The 18,400-nt window shown below is 59.0% G+C and carries 16 protein-coding genes; 11 read left to right on the top strand and 5 right to left on the bottom strand.

Annotation, left to right across the window (positions count from 1 at the left end; translation table 11 throughout):
- Window position 1 precedes the first annotated feature (1 nt).
- From TRM7615_RS13800 to TRM7615_RS13785, 4 genes are all read right to left on the bottom strand, one after another.
- Window positions 2-766: an ABC transporter ATP-binding protein gene (locus tag TRM7615_RS13800; protein ID WP_085794569.1), complete on the bottom strand. Its 765-nt coding sequence runs from the start codon at window positions 764-766 to the stop codon at window positions 2-4.
- Window positions 763-2,055, bottom strand: a complete 1,293-nt coding sequence (locus tag TRM7615_RS13795; RefSeq protein WP_108788481.1) for a branched-chain amino acid ABC transporter permease — start codon at window positions 2,053-2,055, stop codon at window positions 763-765. Before TRM7615_RS13795 ends, TRM7615_RS13800 begins: the two co-directional genes overlap by 4 nt.
- Window positions 2,052-3,008: a branched-chain amino acid ABC transporter permease gene (locus TRM7615_RS13790; RefSeq protein ID WP_108788479.1), complete on the bottom strand. Its 957-nt coding sequence runs from the start codon at window positions 3,006-3,008 to the stop codon at window positions 2,052-2,054. The genes TRM7615_RS13795 and TRM7615_RS13790 overlap by 4 nt, the downstream gene beginning before the upstream one ends.
- 103 nt (window positions 3,009-3,111) lie before the next feature.
- Window positions 3,112-4,359, bottom strand: a complete 1,248-nt coding sequence (locus tag TRM7615_RS13785) for a branched-chain amino acid ABC transporter substrate-binding protein (protein WP_108788477.1) — start codon at window positions 4,357-4,359, stop codon at window positions 3,112-3,114.
- 382 nt (window positions 4,360-4,741) lie between these two features.
- On the opposite strand from TRM7615_RS13785, the gene TRM7615_RS13780 reads away from it, so the two are divergent.
- The 11 genes from TRM7615_RS13780 to TRM7615_RS13730 all read left to right on the top strand — a co-directional run bounded on the left by TRM7615_RS13780 (window position 4,742) and on the right by TRM7615_RS13730 (window position 17,097).
- Entirely contained in the window at window positions 4,742-5,605 is an 864-nt protein-coding gene (locus tag TRM7615_RS13780; protein ID WP_181892876.1) for an FAD binding domain-containing protein, read from the top strand.
- Window positions 5,598-8,345: a molybdopterin-dependent oxidoreductase gene (locus tag TRM7615_RS13775; protein ID WP_108788475.1), complete on the top strand. Its 2,748-nt coding sequence runs from the start codon at window positions 5,598-5,600 to the stop codon at window positions 8,343-8,345. The genes TRM7615_RS13780 and TRM7615_RS13775 overlap by 8 nt, the downstream gene beginning before the upstream one ends.
- Window positions 8,335-9,822 carry a 6-hydroxynicotinate reductase gene (locus TRM7615_RS13770; RefSeq protein WP_108788473.1) on the top strand — a complete coding sequence of 496 codons (1,488 nt, stop codon included), beginning with the start codon at window positions 8,335-8,337 and terminating at the stop codon, window positions 9,820-9,822. Before TRM7615_RS13775 ends, TRM7615_RS13770 begins: the two co-directional genes overlap by 11 nt.
- A complete protein-coding gene (locus TRM7615_RS13765) occupies window positions 9,819-10,682 on the top strand; it encodes a UPF0280 family protein (RefSeq protein WP_108788603.1) in 864 nt (287 codons plus the stop codon). Before TRM7615_RS13770 ends, TRM7615_RS13765 begins: the two co-directional genes overlap by 4 nt.
- Window positions 10,675-11,256, top strand: coding sequence for an amino acid synthesis family protein (locus tag TRM7615_RS13760; RefSeq protein WP_108788471.1), 582 nt, complete (start codon window positions 10,675-10,677; stop codon window positions 11,254-11,256). Before TRM7615_RS13765 ends, TRM7615_RS13760 begins: the two co-directional genes overlap by 8 nt.
- Window positions 11,253-11,837, top strand: a complete 585-nt coding sequence (locus TRM7615_RS13755) for an amino acid synthesis family protein (RefSeq protein ID WP_108788469.1) — start codon at window positions 11,253-11,255, stop codon at window positions 11,835-11,837. The genes TRM7615_RS13760 and TRM7615_RS13755 overlap by 4 nt, the downstream gene beginning before the upstream one ends.
- 97 nt (window positions 11,838-11,934) lie before the next feature.
- A complete protein-coding gene (locus TRM7615_RS13750; RefSeq protein ID WP_207775238.1) occupies window positions 11,935-13,149 on the top strand; it encodes an ABC transporter substrate-binding protein in 1,215 nt (404 codons plus the stop codon).
- A gap of 85 nt (window positions 13,150-13,234) precedes the next feature.
- Window positions 13,235-15,091: an ABC transporter permease gene (locus TRM7615_RS13745; RefSeq protein ID WP_108788467.1), complete on the top strand. Its 1,857-nt coding sequence runs from the start codon at window positions 13,235-13,237 to the stop codon at window positions 15,089-15,091.
- Window positions 15,088-15,870, top strand: coding sequence for an ABC transporter ATP-binding protein (locus TRM7615_RS13740; RefSeq protein WP_108788465.1), 783 nt, complete (start codon window positions 15,088-15,090; stop codon window positions 15,868-15,870). The genes TRM7615_RS13745 and TRM7615_RS13740 overlap by 4 nt, the downstream gene beginning before the upstream one ends.
- Entirely contained in the window at window positions 15,863-16,564 is a 702-nt protein-coding gene (locus TRM7615_RS13735; RefSeq protein WP_108788463.1) for an ABC transporter ATP-binding protein, read from the top strand. The genes TRM7615_RS13740 and TRM7615_RS13735 overlap by 8 nt, the downstream gene beginning before the upstream one ends.
- Window positions 16,565-16,659: 95 nt before the next feature.
- A complete protein-coding gene (locus tag TRM7615_RS13730; protein ID WP_108788461.1) occupies window positions 16,660-17,097 on the top strand; it encodes a MarR family winged helix-turn-helix transcriptional regulator in 438 nt (145 codons plus the stop codon).
- Here the strand turns inward: TRM7615_RS13730 and TRM7615_RS13725 are convergent.
- Complete coding sequence (locus TRM7615_RS13725; RefSeq protein WP_108788459.1) at window positions 17,092-18,204, bottom strand: CaiB/BaiF CoA transferase family protein; 1,113 nt, start codon at window positions 18,202-18,204, stop codon at window positions 17,092-17,094. The two genes, TRM7615_RS13730 and TRM7615_RS13725, sit on opposite strands and share 6 nt — an antisense overlap.
- Window positions 18,205-18,400: the final 196 nt, after the last annotated feature.

Here is an 18,400-nt window from a genome sequence, read left to right as displayed (position 1 = left end):
CTTACGCGTCCTCTTCTTCAAGCGTTGTACCCAGATAGGCCTCTTTCACCTTGGCCGAGGCGCGCACCGCGTCCGGCACGTCCGACTCGATGATCTCGCCGTACACGAGGACCGAGATCTTGTCGGCCAGATCAAAGATCACGCCCATGTCGTGTTCCACGATCATCAGCGTCTTGTCTTCGGTCACCTTGCGGATCAGATCCACGATCAGGTCGGTTTCCGAATGGCTCATGCCAGCACAGGGCTCATCCAGCAGGATGATGTCGGCACCACCTGCAATGGTGATTCCGATCTCCAATGCGCGCTGCTCGGCATAGGCCAGCGTACCGGCCAGAAGATCGCGCCGCGCGGTCAGGTTGATCTCTTCCAGGATCTGTTCGGCCTTTTCGGTTACATCCCGCTGACCGTTTATCATGTGCCAGAACGAGTATTTGTAACCCATCGTCCACAGCAGACCGCAGCGAATGTTTTCGAAAACGGTCATATTGGGGAAGATGTTGGTGATCTGGAACGACCGGCTCAAGCCACGTCGGTTGATCTCGAACGGCTGCATGCCGCTGACATCCTCGCCGTGCAGGTAGACACCGCCCGAGGTCGGAGCGAAACGACCCGTGATCAGATTGAACAGGGTAGATTTGCCTGCCCCGTTTGGGCCGATCACCGCATGCCGCTCGCCCTTTTCGATCTTGAGGTTCACGCCCTGGATAATCTTGGCCAGGCCAAAGCTTTTTTCCAGATTGCGCAGTTCAATTGCGGGGACCGTCATTGGGCGTCTCCTGCATGGTTGGCTTCATCCCAGGCTGCCTTGATCGACGGCAGGATGCGCGAGACCAGGAACAGCGAGATGGCAGCGATCACTATGGCAAACCCGAGGGCCTGATAGCCGTGGCTGTCGAAAGTGATCCCGTAAAGCGACATCTCGTGATCGTCACCAAACGAATGGCGTTTGTGGAAACTGATCTCAAGGACTGCAGCCAGTGACAGAACGCTGGTGATCGCAGGGATCGCAACCTTGAGGTAGGGCCCCACAAGCAGGTTCAGTTTCCCAAGTGCCAACGGGCGGCGGTGCATCGCGATGATGCCAGCAAAACCGCCCGGAAAGAACATCACGCAGGATACAAACAGGATGCCCAGATAGAGCGCCCAGATCTCGGTATACAGACCCAGAACCGTCTGCAGCAGGGTGAATACGATCGCTCCGATGATCGGACCTACAAAGAAGCCCACGCCACCCAGGAAGGTGATCAACAGGATCGAGCCCGAGGTGGCCAGGTTCAGGTTCTCTTCGGTCAGGATCTCAAAGTTGATCGCAAACAGCGAACCTGCGACGCCCGCAAAAAAGCCAGACGCGATGAAGGACATCCACCGCACATGGCGCTGCGAATAGCCCAGGAACTCGGCCCGTTCTTCGTTGTCGCGTACCGCATTGGCGATCCGGCCAATGGGCGTGCGTGAGAACAGGTACATCAACACGGTTGCCACCAGCAGCCAGATCACGGTCAGATAGTAGACTTCGGATTGCGCGGCAAAGTCGTACCCCAGAACTTCGGGACCCATTGTCCGGTCGCCCGAAATGCCCTCTTCACCGCCAAAGAAGACAACGATGATGATCGAACAAGCCGCGATCAACTCGCCCACCCCCAGAGAGATCATGGCGAATACGGTGCCTGCCCGGCGGGTCGAAAAGCTACCGATGAGAAAGGCAAAGGTCATGCCAAACAGGCCGCCAACGACGGGCAGCAGCGGCAAAGGCAGCCAAAGCCCGTCATATTCGACCATGTTCATCACGTGCATGGCAAAGAACCCGCCCAGGCCCATATAGACCGCATGACCAAAGGACAGCATGCCCCCCTGCCCCAGCAGCATGTTGTAGCTGAGCGCAAAGACGATGGTGATCGCCATCTGGTTCATGATGGTCAGGGCCGCGCTGGATTGAAACACCAGCGGCAGGCACAGCAGGAACAGCGCGGCAAAGGCCCAAGGCAGAAGGCTCGACAGCGAGATGAGCCGACGATTGGGGTTGGAGACGGCTTGCGTTTTGCTTGCGGTATTCATGTCTCACGTTTCCCCATCAGGCCCTGCGGACGCAGCACAAGGACAAAGACCATCAGAAGGTACGGCAGGATCGGCCCGATCTGTGGCAAGGTCAGAGTCCACAGATCCTGTAAGGGATGGTCCCAGATGTTTTCAGGTTTGGTAAAGCCGAAGAAGGTCAGGATGTCCTCCATCGCGACATTGTAGGCAGCGGCGAAGGTCTGCAGCCAGCCAATGATGAGCGAGGCAACAAGTGCGCCCCAGAGCGAGCCAAGCCCGCCAATGACGATGGTCACGAACACAATCGAACCCAACTGAACCGCCATTCCGGGGAAGGTTCCCAGAACCGGTCCTGCGATCACGCCAGCCAGACCGGCCATGGCAGTGCCCACACCAAACACGCCCATGAACACCAACGGCACATTGTGGCCAAGGTTCTGCACGGTTTCGGGATAGCTGAGCGCGGCCTGAATGGTCATGCCGATGCGGGTCTTGGTCAGGATGTACAGCAGCGTCAGGAACAGTCCCATCGCAACGAAGATCATGAAGACCTTGTATGCAGGGAAAGAGTTTCCCGCGATAGCAAAGGCAGCAAAATTCAGAGCCTCAGGCTCGGAATAGGCCATCTGGCTCTTGCCCCAGAAGAATTGGATCACTTCTTCGATCAGCAACGCCAGACCGAAGGTAAAGATCAATTCGGGGACGTGGCCGTACTTGTGAACGCGCCTCAGCCCATATCGCTCGATAAGCGCCCCAAAGACGCCGACGATGACCGGCGCGACCAGAAGGCCCAGCCAAAATCCGGTTATGGTGCTGATCTGGTAGGCGAAATACGCCCCCAACATGTAGAAACTGGCATGGGCAAAGTTCAGAACACCCATCATCGAAAAGATGAGCGTAAGGCCACTGCACAGCATGAACAGCAGCAACCCCGTAACCAGGCCATCCAAAATATTAACGAGGAACAATGCCATCGTTGTCGGCTCCCTGATGAGATTTTCGGTTTTTTCTTGGTCTTGTCCCGTCAGGAAACCCCTGACGGGACAGTCTGGCAACCTTTAATGCAGTGACGAAACGTTACGGGCGTTTCATCTTGCAGGTGGTTGGCTCATCTGCCGAGGCCAGCTCGACGACGGTCTCGGCAATCATGCCGTGGCCCGAGTTGTCATAGTCAAAGGTCAAACCTTCGCTGGCCTGGCCTTGTACTGTCACCGTCTGGATCGCCTGGTGATCGCTTTCACGCATCACGGTCTTACCCGTCAGAATGCCGTCATGCTCCATACCTTCCAGCGCGTAGGCGATTGCCTTGACGTCATCAGCGTTGCCCACTTCGTTGATGGCCGCGGCCAGCATCGGAGCAACGTTGGCCATTTGCGGCTGACCCAAATCCAGTTCAGGGAACTTCTCGTAGTAGGACGCCGTAAAGGCTTCGGCGTCAGCCGACAGCGGCGGGTTGACCTGACCGGCACCGGCCAGCTTTACGATACCGTCGCCCTGGTCACCAAAGTTCGCGGTGATGCCCGAGGTGGCGCCGTAGTAGGTGTAGATCGGTTTGGTAAACCCTGCGCCCATGATCGCCTTACCCAGGCCAACCATGTCACCACCCCAGTTGCCGGTGATCACGGCATCCGCTTCGCTGGCGATGACCTTGCGCGCATAGGGTGTGAAGTCCTTGACCTTGCCAATTGGGTGCAACTCGTTGCCGACGATTTCGATGTCGGGGCGTTTTTCACCCAGGAAACGTGTGGCCGCAGCCGCAACGGCCTTACCAAACGAATAATCCTGACCGATGATATAGACCTTCTTGATGTCTTCGTTGCCGGCGATATCGTCCGTCAGCGCGTCCATCTTGATGTCGGCATTGGCGTCAAAGCGGAAGTGCCAGAAGTTGCACTTGTCGTTGGTCAGCGCCGGGTCGACGGCCGAGTGATTCAAGAAGATCACCTGGCTGTCAGGGTTGCGCTTGTTGTGCTTTTTGATCGCATCAGTCAGCGCGTTAGCAACACCCGACGATGCACCCTGTGCGATGAAACGGATGCCCTGGTCGATGGCGACCTGCAGCTGAATCAGGGATTCCTTGGCGCTGATCTTGTTGTCAAACGGAACGATCTCGAATTCGGCTGCGCCGTTCAGCAGGGCCCCCTTCTTGTTTACCAACTCGTCAACCGCATGACGATAGATCGACAGGCCCTGGTTGCCCGTCGATGCAAACGGCCCCGACAGCGGGTCGATAAAGGCGATTCGGACTTTTTCCTGCGCCATGGCCGAGGTTGCGGCCAAACCGGCGACAACAGCACCGACCAGCAACGACTTGAACTTATTCATTTGTTCCCTCCCTAAGGGTTTGGTTTTGCGCGTGGGTGGATAGGCACCCATTCGCTTGATCGCGCCAACTTTTGGTTAGTGATCGTTCACAAATTTTGGAAATAATTGTTTGTGTGTCAACGATCTTTTTTGACAATCTACCTATCGATATCGCGACTTGGCAAGCCTCAACTTCACGGCGAGGGAAACCCGGAGGAGTCATCAAGAAACGAACCTCAATCAAGCCAAAGACTCAGATGGCACAGAAACCATCCAAGTTTCACTCGGCTGCTAATGCTCCGACAAAATGGGATTTTACCAAGCAAATACAACGTGATGTCATTTTCAAACTTTACGTTGACAAATTTCCGAATCCAGCAATATCATTAGCATACAAACAACAATGGCACGCTTCCAACTGGGAACTCGCACCTTGGACTACTTTTCGCCCACGACCCTGGACGATGCATTTGACCGCCTGAGCGCGCACAATGTGAACATCGTTGCAGGTGGGACCGACTTTTACCCCGCGCGTCCGCAAGGACCGCTGAAATCAGATCTTCTGGACGTGACCCGCATCGCGGGCTTATCCGGCATCACCAAGACCCAAGACGGTTGGCGCATTGGTGCAGCAACCCGCTGGAGCGAGGTGTTCCGCACCGATCTTCCTGCCGCCTTTGCCGGGCTTCAGGCCTCCGCGCGCGAAGTCGGCAGCCTGCAGATCCAGAACGCGGGCACCGTTGCAGGCAACCTCTGCAACGCCTCTCCCGCCGCCGATGGCGTCCCGCCCCTGCTGACACTGGACGCACAGGTCGAGATAGGATCGGCCCGCGGCACCCGCACGATTGATCTGTCAGACTTCATCACCGGTGTGCGCAAAACAGACTTGCACAACGATGAACTCGTCACTGCCATCCTGCTGCCCGAACTGCCAATGAATGCGCGAGGGGCTTTCGAAAAGCTGGGCTCGCGTCGGTATCTGGTAATCTCGATCACCATGACAGCGAGCGTCATTGGACTGGACGCCAACGGCCGCATCGATCACGCGCGCGTTGCAGTCGGGGCCTGCTCACCTGTGGCCCAGCGTCTCACGGCATTGGAAAGCGACCTGCTGGGCAAATCATTGGATCAGGTCGAAGTGACCGAAGCGCATCTTGCCCCCCTTTCCCCGATCGACGACGTGCGCGGAAGCGGTGAATACCGTCTGGATGCCGTTGCAGAGCAATGTCTGCGGGCCATCAAACAGGCGGGAGGCGAGAATGGATAAGCACGTGAGCGAAACCGTGACCGATTTCATCCTCAATGGCGATCATGTCAGTGCGACGCCCATTGCCGGGGAACGCCTTTCTGAGACCCTGCGCGAACGATTGGGCGCACGCGACGTCAAGATCGGCTGCAACGCAGGCGACTGCGGCGCGTGTACCGTTCTGGTCGATGGCGACCCGGTTTGCGCCTGCCTTATGCCTGCACAACAGGCCGCTGGCCGCTCGGTAGAAACCTTGCGTGGTCTCGCGCGCGAGGACGAAATCACAAAGCGCCTGAGTGAGAGCTTTCAGAACCTTGGCGCAGCCCAATGCGGGATCTGCACGCCTGGCATGATGACGGCTGCTGTCGCCTTGCTGCGCAACACCGATGGGCCCAACGAAGAACAGGTGCAAGACGCCCTTGGCGGCGTGCTGTGCCGCTGCACAGGGTATCGCAAGATCATTGACGCCGTGGTTGCCGCCGGTCAGGCCGAGGTACCGATGCAGGCCGAAGGGCATGCAGGCGAAAGCATCCGCCGTCTGGACGGGCTGGGCAAGGTGCAGGGCACCGAGGCTTTTGGTGACGATGTGGCCCCGGCTGGCACGCTCGAAGTCGTTGTGATCCGCTCTCCCTTCCCGCGCGCCGGGTTCACTTTTGGTGATCTGGATGTCTTTGGCAAAACAGCAGGCGTCGAAGCGGTTCTGACAGCCGCAGACGTCCCCGGACGCAATGTGTTCGGCGTTATTCCGGCCTTCATGGACCAACCTGTTTTTGCTGAAGAAGAGGCGCGCTTTCGTGGCGAGGCCGTGGCCGCCGTTGTTGCGACACCCGAATATGCCCGCGATTTCGACCCAGCCACTTTCCCTGTGACATGGGACGAGCGCGCCGCGGCCCAAGACGTACATGCAGCTATGGCCCCCGAGGCCGCACAATTGCATGAGGGCCGCGATGGTAATGTCATGTGCGGTGGCTTTGTCCAATGCGGTGACGCCAGGGCTGCGATTGCAGAAGCTGATGTCACGGTCGAGGGCAGTTTCCGCAGTGGCTTCGTCGAGCATGGCTATATCGAACCCGAGGCCGGATTTGCTGAACTCGTGAATGGCCGCGTGGAAATCCGCGCCTGTACCCAGGCTCCGGTCATGGATCTCGACTCGATGGAGATCATTCTTGGCATCCCACGTGACCAGATCCGCATCATTCCCACCGGCGTGGGCGGCGGGTTCGGCTCAAAGTTGGACATCTCAGTCCAGCCCTACCTGGCGCTAGGCGCGCTGAAAACAGGCAAGCCTGTGCGCATCTGCTATTCGCGCACCGAATCGATGCAGTCGACCACCAAACGCCACCCGTCCGACATCACCCTCAAGATCGGCGCCACCAAAGACGGCAAGATCATGGGCTTCGACTTCTTTGGCTATTTCAACACCGGCGCCTATGCCAGCTGGGGTCCGACCGTGGCCAACCGGGTGCCAGTTCATGCATCTGGCCCGTATCAAATCACCGACTACCGCGCCGAGTCCAAAGGCATCCATACCAACTGCCCGCCCTCGGGTGCCTTCCGTGGCTTTGGCGTGCCGCAATCGGCCATCGCGCAGGAAAGTCTGTTCGACGAATTGGCGGACAAGCTAGGGATCGACCGGTTGGAGTTCCGCATCAACAACGCGCTGGAAAACAACATGCCCACAGTCTGCGGGCAGGTGTTTGAACAGGGCGTCGGGATCAAACCATGTTTCGAAGCTCTACGCACTGCATGGGATGACGAACGCACCGCGGCAGAGACTTTCAACTCGAACAACGACACGCTCAAACGTGGCGTGGGAATTGCAGGCGGTTGGTATGGTTGCGGCAACACATCGCTGCCGAACCCGTCAACCATCAAATCGGGCATCCGAACCGATGGCACCGTGGTACTGCATCAGGGCGCCATGGATATCGGCCAAGGGGCCAACACTGTTATCAGTCAGATCTTTGCCACCGCATTGGGTGTTCCCGTGGCGCAACTCGAAATCATCGGGGCCGACACGGATGTCACGCCGGATGCAGGCAAAACCTCGGCCTCGCGCCAGACCTATGTGTCGGGCAGTGCCTCGCGCCTGTCGGGCGAAGCAATGCGGGCGCAGATTCTGGCGCGTGTGAACGCGAGCGAAGAGGCCGCGCTGACAATCGGCAATGGCCAAATCAAGGTCACGGATCAGGGAACCGAACATGTCATCGACCTGAGCACTCTGACAGCGGATAACGAAGGCTATGTCCTGCGCGCCGAAGAAACCTATGACCCGCCGACCAAACCGCTGGACGAAAACGGCCAGGGCATCCCCTATGCGCAGTTCGGCTATGCCGCGCATCTGGTGGTGGTTGAGGTCGACACCAAGCTGGGCACTGTCAAACCGCTGAAATTCGTGGCCGCCCATGATGTCGGCAAGGCGATCAACCCCATGCTGGTCGAAGGTCAGGTTCAGGGTGGCATCGCCCAGGGTCTGGGCATGGCCCTGATGGAAGAATACCTGCCGGGACGCACCGAAAACCTGCATGACTATCTGATCCCCACCATCGGTGACATGCCCCCGGTCGAGACCCACATCATCGAAGAGCCGGACGCGCATGGTCCCTATGGGGCCAAAGGGCTGGGTGAGCATGTGCTGATCCCCACCGCTCCGGCCATTTTGAACGCAATCAAAGACGCCAGCGGCGTGCGGCTGACCCAAGTACCGACCACCCCGTCCCGCGTCCGTGCCGCAATCAAGGACAAAAACAATGGCAACTGACCGCGCCAAATCCGAAAAGATCCGCTGCGACGCCTGCCCGGTGATGTGCTACATCGCCGACGGCAAGGCAGGCGCTTGTGATCGCTATGCCAACCATGGCGGTGACCTGGTCCGTCTGGACGCGCTGACCATCATCGAAAACACAGACGAGGCCAAGCTGGTCCCCTTTTTGAAGGACAACCAGGGCCCCGACGATTGGGACGGCAACATCGTGCAGGGCAACCGGCCTTTCGTGACCGCCGTTGGTGCGGGCACGACATACCCTGATTACAAACCTGCGCCCTTCATCGTCAGCCAAGAGGTTCGGGGCGTCGACATGGTCACCGTCGTGACCGAAGGCATCTTCTCGTACTGCGGGGTCAAGGTGAAGATCGATACCGATCGTCACATAGGCCACGAACGTGATGTGGTGCGGGTGAATGGCGAGCCGATTGGCCATGTGATGACGTCCGAGTATGGTTCCAAAATGCTCTCCCTGGGCGGGGTGGAACACCTGACCGGTGGGTCCAAGAAAGAAGGCCGGATCACTTGTGATGCGCTGCTGAAGCTGTGCAATCGCGAGGCGGTTGAGATGGTGATCGGCGAAGAAGGTCATGAGACCACCGTGGTGGTCGAGGCCGGCAAAGCCCCGATCATCAACGGCGTCGAAGAGAAGCTGATGCGTGTCGGCTGTGGTTCGGCCACCATCGGAATGTTCGCCAAGCAATGGGTCGATCATGTGGACGACGTGGTTGTGGTGGATGACCACATCACCGGGGTGCTGAGTGAACACCAGGCAGGGAAACTCCTGGACGTCGAAGCGACTGGCATCAAGATCAACGGTCGCCGCTCGACCCCTGGTCGCTACTTCCAGGTGGCTGAACCCGGCACTGGCTGGGGCGGCACGGATATCGAAGATCCTCTAAAGATCCTGGGCGACTTCAACGCCAAATTCGCCAAAGAGGGCATGAAGCTGCTAATGGTGTCCACCACCGGCGAGCAATACGCCTATTTCGAGTTGGACGCTGATCTGAAACCTCAGCCCGCGGACATTCCGGCGGCTCTTAAAGCATCAGCAGAATTGATCGCTGAAAACTGCGAACCGTCGGTCTGTTCGGTGCTGTTCATGGGCGGCGCGGGCGGCAGCCTGCGTGCAGGTGTCACCGAAAACCCCGTGCGCCTGACCAAGTCGGTCAAGGACTCTCTGACCTTTGTGTCCTGCGGCGGGGCCGAGGCCTATGTTTGGCCCGGTGGCGGGATCACGGTGATGGTGGATGTACTAGACATGCCAACCGGCTCGTTCGGCTACGTTCCGACCCCGGCCTTGGTTGCCCCAATCGAATTCACCATGCGCGTCAGCGACTATGGCACCCTTGGTGGACACATGGAGGAGATCAAGCCGGTGGCCGATGTGGTCTCGGATGAGACCCGCAAAGTCTCGCAGTTCGAGAATCAGCCGGATCCGATGGCGGCCACCAACTATCGTTGGGCCAAGTGAAGCCCGTCGCCGCCATATTGCCTTGTGGCACCCGGCTGCATCTGCAGCACGGGCCGATTGACCTGATCATCGGGACAGATGGCGCGCGGAAAACAGCGTTCGAGGCGGCAGAAGCGCGGTTTCAAACAGTTCTGCAAGAACTGGTTGGCGAACTCGCTGAGTTGCGCCACCCCATGACACTGGATCGACCACGCTTTGAGGGCCGCATTGCTCGTCGCATGGCGCGGGCGGCCAGGCCGCATAGTCTAACATTTGTGACACCAATGGCTGCGGTGGCAGGTTCAGTCGCGGATGAGGTTCTGAACGTCATGCGGCAAGCCACCCCCCTGCGACGTGCCTATGTGAACAACGGAGGCGATATCGCGTTGCATCTGGCTCCGGGGGAGCAGTTCACCTCCGCCATGGCCTCGGTCGAAGGGCAGGATCTGGGTCGGATCGAGATCACGTCTCGCGACCGGATAGGCGGCATCGCGACCTCTGGTCGTGGTGGGCGTAGCCTGTCGCTGGGTATCGCTGACAGCGTCACCGTGCTGGCCCGCACAGCAGCACAGGCCGATGTGGCCGCGACCCTGATTGCAAACGCCGTCGACCTGCCGGATCACCCGGCAATCACCCGCCGCCCTGCCAGCGACCTGCAAGATGATAGCGATCTGGGCGAGCGCCTCGTCACCACCCACTGCGCACCTCTTTCGCGCCCTGATATTCACCATGCGCTGCAAAGCGGTCTGATCGTCGCCGAAAAAATGCGCGACGCCGGATTGATCCGCGCAGCATCCCTTCACCTGCAAGGCGAATCCCGTCATGCAGGACCTTCCGGTTTGGCCGGACAACAAAACAAGCGGACACTCCTAAATGCCTGACGTCATTCTAAGAAAAACAATCGCGTCTTACGAAGAGATCTTTCACGAGGGCGGCCCTGCCCCCGAAACGCCGCAGCGTCGTGCCGCAGTACTGGCGATCATCAAGAATCCCTTTGCCGGTCGGTACGAGCCTGACATTCAGGGCTTCATGGAAGACCTCAAACCGTTGGGTTTGCAGATGGCACAAAAGCTGCTCGACATCCTGGGCGGCCCCGAAAACATCGAAGGCTACGGCAAAGGCTCGCTCGTCGGCGAAGGCGGCGAGCTGGAGCATGGCGCGTTGTGGCACGCACCGGGCGGTTACGCCATGCGGCAACTGCTGGGCAATGCAAACGCCATCGTACCCTCGTCCAAAAAGGTCGGCGGTGTTGGCGCCCGGCTGGACGTGCCGATCACCCATATCAACGCCTCTTACGTGCGGTCGCATTTCGACAGCATGGAAGTGGGCAGCAACGACGCGCCGCGTGCAGATGAACTGGCCTTTGCGCTGGTGATGAGCACCGGGCCGCGCATTCATTCACGCTCGGGCGGGCTGGAGGCCTGGGACATCAAGGGAGAGGACGGTCTGAGATGAGCATGGATATTCGCAAAATCGCCGTAAACGTCGAAGAAACCCACATTGAAGCAGGACGTGACATTGCGCCCGCCACCCGCAAGGCAGTGGCCGTGGCGGTGATCGCCAACCCCTATGCCGGAACCTATCAAGAGGATCTGACACCGCTGATGGATATGGGCGCGGAACTGGGCACTCTTCTGGGCAAGAAATGTGTCGAGGCCCTCGGGATTACACCCGAGCAGGCCGAAAGCTATGGCAAATCCGCCATGGTGGGCGAAAACGGCGAGCTGGAACACGCCGCCGCCCTGCTGCACCCGAAACTGGGCGCGCCGCTGCGCAAAGAGGTCGAAAAAGGGGCCGCACTGGTCCCGTCGTCCAAGAAGATGGGCAGCCCGGGTCAGGTGCTCGACGTGCCGCTTGGCCACAAAGACGCCGCTTACGTACGCAGCCATTTTGACGGCATCGAGGTTCGCCTGAACGACGCGCCGCGCGCCAATGAAATCATGGTGGCCGTCGCCGTCACCGACAGCGGTCGCCCCTTGCCCCGCGTCGGTGGTTTGACCCACGAAGATGCCGAAGGCAAAGACGGCCTGCGGTAAAAGGTGACGTAGGTCAACATTACACTGACAATCAAGCAGAAGCCGGACATAACCGGCCGCATGAAAAGGAAAAACTGAACCAACCGGAGGAATAGAAATGACCATGATCAGACGTACCGTACTGGGTGCCCTGGCGGCCCTACCCCTGATGGGGTTTGGCCCGCAGGTTGCCCAAGCCGCGGACACGATCGTTATCGGCGAGGTGAACAGCTATACCCGCCTGCCCGCCTTTACCGAACCCTACAAGAAGGGGTGGCAACTGGCGATCGAACAGATCAACGCCGCAGGCGGCATCGACGGCAAGCAGCTTGAGGTGATCAGCCGCGATGACACTGGCGATCCAGCCACCGCTATCCGCATCGCCGAAGAGCTTGTTGCCAAGGAAGGCGCAGTCCTGATCTTTGGTACCTTCCTGTCGAACATCGGACTGGCCGTTTCAGACTTTGCCCAGCAAAAGCAGGTTCTGTTCCTCGCATCCGAGCCGCTCTCGGACGCTATCGTCTGGTCCAAAGGCAACAAATACACCTATCGCTTGCGCCCCTCGACCCATATGCAGGCCGCGATGCTGGCCGAGCAGGCCGCCAAGCTGGATGCGGTGAAATGGGCCACGGTTGCTCCGAACTATGCCTATGGCCATGACGCGGTAAAGGCGTTCAAATCCGAGCTCAGCAAGCTGCGCCCTGACGTCGAATTTGTCGAAGAGCAGTGGCCGCCGGTGTTCAAGATCGATGCAGGCTCGACCGTGCGTGCACTTGAAGCTTCCAAGCCCGACGCGATCTTCAACGTGACCTTTGGCGGTGATCTGGCCAAGTTTGTGCGCGAAGGTTCGCTGCGCTTCCTGTTCGAAGACCGCGCTGTCGCGTCGCTGCTCACCGGTGAACCCGAGTATCTGCACCCCCTGGGCAACGAAACCCCTGATGGTTGGATCGTGACCGGCTACCCGCCTGCCGACATTGACACCGACAGCCACAATGCTTTTGCCAAAGCCTATACGGACAAGTTCGGCGAAGCGCCCAAGACCGGCTCGATCGTGGGCTACAACTCGGTCCTGGCGATTGCGGCGGCACTGACCAAGGCAGGATCAACCGACACCGAGGCGCTGCTGGCCGCCATGGAAGGACTGGAAGTAACCGACAGCCCGACCGGTCCGTTCATGTTCCGCGCGGCTGACCACCAGTCGACCATGGGCGCCTATGTGGGCAAAACCGCCCTGGTGGATGGTGAACCCAAGATGGTGGATTGGACCTATGCTGACGGCGCTGCCTATCTGCCGTCCGAAGAAGAGGCCGCCAAGCTGCGCCCTGCTGAATAAAACGACCACTCACGCACACTGAGGTGGGGCGCGGTATCCGGCGCCCCACCCCCGCAATTCACAAGTTTAGGGATGGTGGGCCGAAATGGGCTTCTACTTTGCACAACTGTTGACCGGGCTTGCCAATGCCTCTTCGTTGTTTCTGATTGCTTCCGGTTTGTCGATTATCTTTGGCGTCACGCGCATCGTGAACTTCGCCCATGGCTCGTTCTATATGGTCGGCGCTTATCTGGCCTATACCATCGTCACCGCGCTCAATGGCGGCATCTTTGGCTTCTGGTTTTCGATCATTGCAGCAGCAGCCATTGTGGGCGTCATCGGCCTGCTAATCGAGATGACCATCCTGCGCCGCATCTACCGCGCGCCCGAGTTGTTCCAACTGGTCGCCACATTCGGCGTTGTCCTGATCTTTCAGGACGCCACGCTGGCGATCTGGGGGGCCGAGGATTTGCTGGGTCCACGCGCACCCGGATTGGACCGCGCCGTCCGCATCATGGGCGAACCCATCCCTGAATATGATCTGGCTCTGATCGCCATTGGCCCCGCTGTTCTGGCGGGCATCTGGCTCTTGTTCCACAAGACCCGATGGGGCGTGTTGGTCCGTGCGGCCACCGAAGACCGCGAAATGGTCGGTGCCCTTGGGGTCAATCAGGCCTGGCTTTTTTCTGCCGCCTTTGTTCTGGGCGCTTTCCTGGCCGGTCTGGGCGGTGCGCTGCAAATCCCGCGTGAGGCCGTGAGCCTGCAGATGGACCTGTCGATCATTGGCGAGGCCTTTGTGGTAGTCGTTATCGGCGGCATGGGCAGCGTGAGCGGGGCCTTTGTGGCGGCTGTTCTGATCTCGGTCTTGAACGCGTTTGCCATCCTGATCTTCCCGCAAATCTCGATCGTGCTGCCGTTCATTGTGATGGCCGTGGTGTTGATCCTGCGGCCCTATGGCCTGTTCGGGAAACCGGGCAGCGAACATGTGGGCACCGAAGAGCCCGAACAGCCCCTGAAACTGATGAGCCAGAAATCGACCATGGTCTTGCTGGCCGCCGTGATGGTTTTGGCCTTCAGCCCGGCGGTGACGGCTGATTTTACTTCGATCCTGCTTGTGGATGTGATGGTCGCCACCCTCTTTGCCGTGTCGCTGCATTTCATGATGGGCATCGGTGGCATGGTCAGCTTTGGCCACGCCGCCTATTTCGGTGTCGGAGCTTATGCAGCTGCGATGATGGTCAAGTTCCTGGGCTTTGGCATGTTGCCCGCCATGCTACTTGCGCCGTTCTTCGCGGCCGCCGCGGCGTTGTTCTTTGGCTGGTTCTGCGTGCGCCTCTCTGGCGTCTACCTGGCTATGCTCACAATGGCGGCGGCGCAAATCCTGTGGGGGGTCACCTTCCAATGGCAGGCCTTTACCGGCGGCGACGACGGCATTCTGGGCGTTTGGCCGGCTGAGTGGGCCAGCTCGGACAAGGTCTATTTCTACATCGCCTTTGTACTGTGCCTGGGTGGCATCTGGTTCCTGCGGCGCGTCGCTCATTCCCCATTCGGCTACACCCTGCGCGGCATCCGCGACAGCCAGACCCGAGCCGAGGCCATCGGCGTGGACACCAAGTTCCACCAGTGGATGGGCTTTGTGGTGGCCGGCAGCCTGGCAGGGCTGGCAGGCGTTGTCTTTGCCTTCTCCAAGGGGTCGGTCTTTCCGGACACGCTTGGGATTGCGCAAAGCATCGACGGGCTGATCATGGTTTTGCTTGGTGGAATCCATGCCCTTGCCGGTCCGATCTTTGGCGCTGTGGCTTTTGTCATGATCGAGGATTGGGTGACCCGTCTGGATTACTGGCGCTTCATCTTTGGCGGCATCATTCTGGTCGTGGTCCTTTTGGCACCTGACGGCATTGCCGGCGGCGTCAACCGACTGATACGGGCCATTCTGCCCAACCAGAAAGGAGGCGCGGCATGAGCCCGGTTCTTTCCGTCCGCAACCTGTCCAAGAACTTTGGGGGCATCAAGGCGGTCCAAGACGTCAACTTTGACGTGGCAAAGGGTGAATTCCTGGCCTTGATCGGTCCCAATGGCGCGGGCAAGACCACCTGCTTCAACATGCTCAACGGCTATCTGAAACCCAACAGCGGCGGTTCAGTTCAACTGAACGGCAAGGAATTGCTGGGCACCCCGCCCCGCAAGATCTGGCGCATGGGGGTTGGCCGCACATTCCAGATCACCGAGACGTTCCTGTCCATGACGGTGCTGGAAAACATCCAGATGGCGCTGATTTCGCACCACCGTCGGGTGTTCGACATGTTCTCGCGCGCGACGCGGCTCTATGTCGACGAGGCCATGGCCCTTCTTGATCTCGTGTCGATGTCCGAGCACGCCGAGCGCGCCTGTTCGGAACTGGCGTACGGTGACTTGAAACGGCTGGAGCTTGCAATTGCGCTGGCGCATGAGCCGGCGCTCCTCTTGATGGATGAACCCACCGCTGGCATGGCCCCCTCGGAACGGATCGCGCTGATGGCCTTGACCGCCGACATCGTCCAGCGCGAAGGCGTCAGCGTGGTCTTTACCGAACATGACATGGACGTGGTCTTTGCCCATTCGCATCGCATTCTGGTGCTGAACCGGGGCGAGCTGATCGCCGAAGGCACCGGCGACGAAATCCGCGCCAACCCAACCGTGCAAGAGGTCTATCTGGGCGGCGGCACCCTGTTCGAAGACAAGAAGGAGGCCGCCAATGCTTGAGGTCGCAAACCTGAATGCCCGCTATGGCCGGGCGCAGATCCTGAATGGTGTGTCGCTGTCACTGGGCCAGAACGAGGTGGTCGCGGTGCTCGGTCGCAATGGCGCTGGCAAATCCACCACGATGAAATCCATCATGGGCATGGTACGTCAGAAAACCGGGCAGATCACCTATGAGGGGCAAAGCATCCTGGGCAAACCCAGCCATGCCATCTGCCGCGCGGGGGTTGGCTATGTCCCCGAAGAAAGGCGCATTTTTGGCGAGCTGACGGTTGAGGAGAACCTCGAAGTAGGTCGCCGCGACAAACGCGACGACGCACCGGAATGGACCTTGGAGCATCTGTTCGAACTGTTCCCGAACCTCAGCGAGCGGCGCAAGAACCTGGGTAAGCAACTGTCTGGCGGTGAGCAACAAATGTTGACAATCGCACGGACCCTGATGGGCAACCCCAAGATGGTGCTGCTGGACGAACCGTCCGAAGGGATCGCGCCGGTGATTGTCGAGCAGATGGCTAATGTCATAGCCGAGCTGAAGCGCGAGGGGCTATCGGTTCTGATCAGCGAGCAGAACCTGCACTTTGCCCGCCTGGTATCAGACCGGGCCTATATCATCGAAAAAGGTTCTGTCTGTTATGACGGGACCTTTGGACATCTCGACCAAAACCCCGAAATCTCAAACAAATACTTGGCGGTTTGACGCCTGTCCGGGCGGCGCGCCGCCCGGATTTACCGTTGTGGGCATGCACGTTTTTGTTATACTGCTAATGTTTTTTGCAATTGGCGGATGAGTGGATGACCGAAACGGCAGACCAAGCAGATACGGACTACCGGTTGGATGATCAGGTCGGGTATCTTTTACGATTGGCCAGCCAACGCCACGCCACGATCTTTCAATCAAAGACCATCAATGGGCTGACACCGACACAGTTCTCGGCCCTGATCCGGATATCCGAGCAAGGCACCTGTTCGCAGAACCATCTGGGGCGTCTGGCAGCGATGGATGTCGCCACCATCAAGGGAGTCGTGGACCGGCTGCGTCAAAAGGGACTGACGGTGACGGCCCCTGATCCCAACGACAAACGCCGCACGATGATTTCACTTTCGCCCGATGGCGAAGAGATGGTCACGCAGATGAAAGAGATCGGGCGCGACATCACGGCGGAATCGTTGAAGCCTTTGACAGCCGCCGAACAACGCAGCCTGATCAAGATCTTGCGCAAGCTCTCATGATCTGACCGGCCGCTTGGGCGAGGCTTTGCCCAGCTTCAACTCGGACCGCGAAAAGCGGATCGGGGTGCGCAGGCCAGGCACGCCCTCGGGCGCGATCTGCATCTCGCGGTGCTGGACTTGCGGATCGCTCAACGCTTCGGCAACCGAGTTGATCGGGCCGCCGGGAACTCCGCCCTTTTCAAGTGCTGCCAACAAGTCCCATTTGCCCCACTTCAGGCAAGCTGCGGTCAGCAGTTCGGTCAACACCTCTCGGTTGGCAACGCGATCAGAGTTTGCCACGAACCGCGCATCTTCGATCAAATCTGGCACATCCAGAATGGTGCACAGGGTGGCGTATTGCCGGTCGTTGCCGCAGGCGATGATGATGTGGCCGTCAGCGACCGGGAACACCTGATAGGGCACGATGTTAGGGTGCGCGTTGCCCAAACGCGTCGGACAAGCCCCGGATGCCAGAAAGTTCATCGCTTGATTGGCCAAAACGCCAGTCATACAGTCCAACAGGCTCAGATCTACATGCTGACCCAGACCGGACCGTTCCCGCTCGGCCAGGGCTGCTTGGATACCAATGACCCCATAAAGCCCGGTGAAAATATCGGCAAATGCGACACCGATCTTTTGTGGCTCACCGTTCGGGTCACCAGTCAGATCCATGATCCCACTCATGCCTTGGATCAAAAAGTCATAGCCCGCACGATGCGCATACGGCCCATCCTGGCCAAAGCCAGTGACCGAGGCATAGATCAGGCGCGGATTGACCTCTTTGACACTGTCGTAATCCAGGCCAAATTTCCTCAGCCCCCCGACCTTGAAGTTTTCGATCAACACGTCCGCGTCACGGATCAGATCCAGCAACCTGGCCCGATCATCCGCATTGCCAAAATCCAGTGCGATACTGTCTTTGCCTCGGTTCGCACCATGAAAATAGGCCGCTGTTCTGTCCCCCTCCCGCTCAATGAACGGAGGCCCCCATTTGCGAGTGTCGTCACCATCTGGGCTTTCAATCTTGAGCACGTCAGCGCCAAGATCGGCCAACGTCTGCCCGATCCACGGCCCGGCCAGAATTCGGGCAAGTTCCACAACTTTCAGACCTTGCAGCGGTGCGCTCATCTTATGTGCCTTTCAAAAAAGTCCCTCGGTGTCCAACGCCATCCGAGGGGAAGTTCTGGGAGTATTCCGTTCTGGAAAGCAACCTGTTGTTTCAGATTACTTTCTCACCTCGACGCACCGCTGAAAACAGACGATGCAACTCCGGTGATTGTGGCCATGACGACGACGTCGTCAGCACGTTTCGCGAACATTTGCC

The sequence above is a fragment of the Falsiruegeria mediterranea M17 genome (assembly GCF_900302455.1).
Lineage (GTDB): Bacteria > Pseudomonadota > Alphaproteobacteria > Rhodobacterales > Rhodobacteraceae > Falsiruegeria > Falsiruegeria mediterranea.
Note: the sequence above shows the minus strand (reverse complement) of the source record. Positions and strands in the feature narration are given on the sequence as shown.